The organism is Peribacillus sp. NPDC056705, from assembly GCF_043656335.1.
Window position 1 is genome coordinate 544 of record NZ_JBHTYI010000123.1, and the last position, 1581, is coordinate 2124.

At 51.7% G+C, this 1581-nt stretch carries 2 protein-coding genes; one reads left to right on the plus strand and one right to left on the minus strand.

The genetic code is table 11. The features are described from left to right. The first annotated feature begins 87 nt into the window (after positions 1 to 87). On the plus strand, positions 88 to 801 hold the full coding sequence (locus ACFRAK_RS28030) for a class I SAM-dependent methyltransferase (RefSeq protein WP_394573038.1): 714 nt from the start codon (positions 88 to 90) through the stop codon (positions 799 to 801). Positions 802 to 818: 17 nt separating this feature from the next. Here the strand turns inward: ACFRAK_RS28030 and ACFRAK_RS28035 are convergent. Next, positions 819 to 1581 (minus strand): class I tRNA ligase family protein (locus ACFRAK_RS28035; RefSeq protein WP_394573039.1); only part of this gene is annotated, 763 nt, incomplete at its 5' end.

Below are 1581 nucleotides of genomic sequence, written 5' to 3' on the forward strand. Positions count from 1 at the left end.
GACTATAACTGCGAATTATCCTCGTATACAGTTGACCATTAACGAATAGCGCGGAATGAATAAACCAAATAGGAGCTGAGATATGCCATGAAAAACGAGCAGATTCACTCTACAGAGGATATTCTCCACATGCTTGATTCCTTTTTCAGAGAAGAAGGACCTTGGTGGAATCGGTTCTATTCCGATCGCAGCAAGCGCATCCCTTTCTTTGTTCATGCACCGGACGAGAACTTAGACCAGTATGTCCAGAACCAACTCGGCTCACCAGGACGAGTGCTTGAGCTGGGTTGTGGTGCCGGCAGAAATGCCGTGTATATGGCCCGGCGCGGCTGGACTGTAGATGCGGTCGACCTATCGGAAGAAGCCATCGCTTGGGGACAGGAACGTGCCAAGTCCGCACAAGTTCCCATCCGGTTTCACTGTCAGAATCTATTCGATCTCGAACTGCAGTCCAATGCCTATGACTTGATATACGACAGCGGCTGCTTCCATCACATCCTCCCCCACCGCAGAATGAGTTATCTCGACCTAATTCAGAAGCACCTCAAGCCCGGGGGATATTACGGCATCGTTTGTTTTGCAGCGGGTTCCATGGGAGCCGATATGACGGACTGGGACGTCTACCGTGATCACAGTATCAAGGGTGGTCTAGGATATACGGAGGAGAAGCTTCGCGACATCTTCAGGGATCTTGAGCTTATTGAGTCAAGACGCATGCAGAGTCTACCGCAACCCGGACCCCTGTTCGGCGAATCCTTCTTATGGACAGCGTTGTTTCGCAAGACAGCCCCTGCAAAATAATTATCCAGTCCATTCAGTTAATGACTCGCCTCTAACCGGCGGGTCTCTTCCTCAATCCGGCTTGGATCGATTCGCTCGAACAGAAGCGTCAGATCACGGACCGGTGTACCCGCCGAAACGTCGCACCATGTCCACGCAGGCTGCTGTAGCGAGAGAAACTCCCGAATTTTATCGCAGGCAAACGGAGTAAACGGCTGCAGCAGATTCGCCAGATTAGCTATAATCTGAACGCAAGTAAAGAGTGTGTCCCCGCAATCGTCACGACTCTCCTTCACTTGAAGCCATGGCTTTCGTTCGTCAAAATATTTATTGGCAAGACGCACGACGCTAAAGATCAACTCCACCGCTTCCTTCAGCCGCCCTTCCTCGATCAATGCACCGGCCTCGCTATACAGTTTCTCAATCCGGCTTTGCCACTCCGCCGTTACACGACCTGCGGGTATCACCGCATCAAATGATTTGTTTACGAATACCAAGGTCCGATTCACCAGATTCCCGAATGCTCCCAGCAGTTCTCCATTGTGACTATGGATGAACTCTCGCCAAGAGAAGTCCGTATCCCGCTTCTCGGGACCGTTCGCAATCAGGAAGTACCGAATCGAATCCGGTTGATAACGGCTTAACAGATCCGGTACCCAGACGGCCCAGTTGCGACTGGTCGAGAACTTCTTGCCTTCCAGCGTCATGTACTCGCAGGAGATGATTCGATCCGGCAAATGCAGCCCGCCAACACCTCGAAGCAGCGCCGGCCAGATCAACGTATGAAACGGGATATTGTCC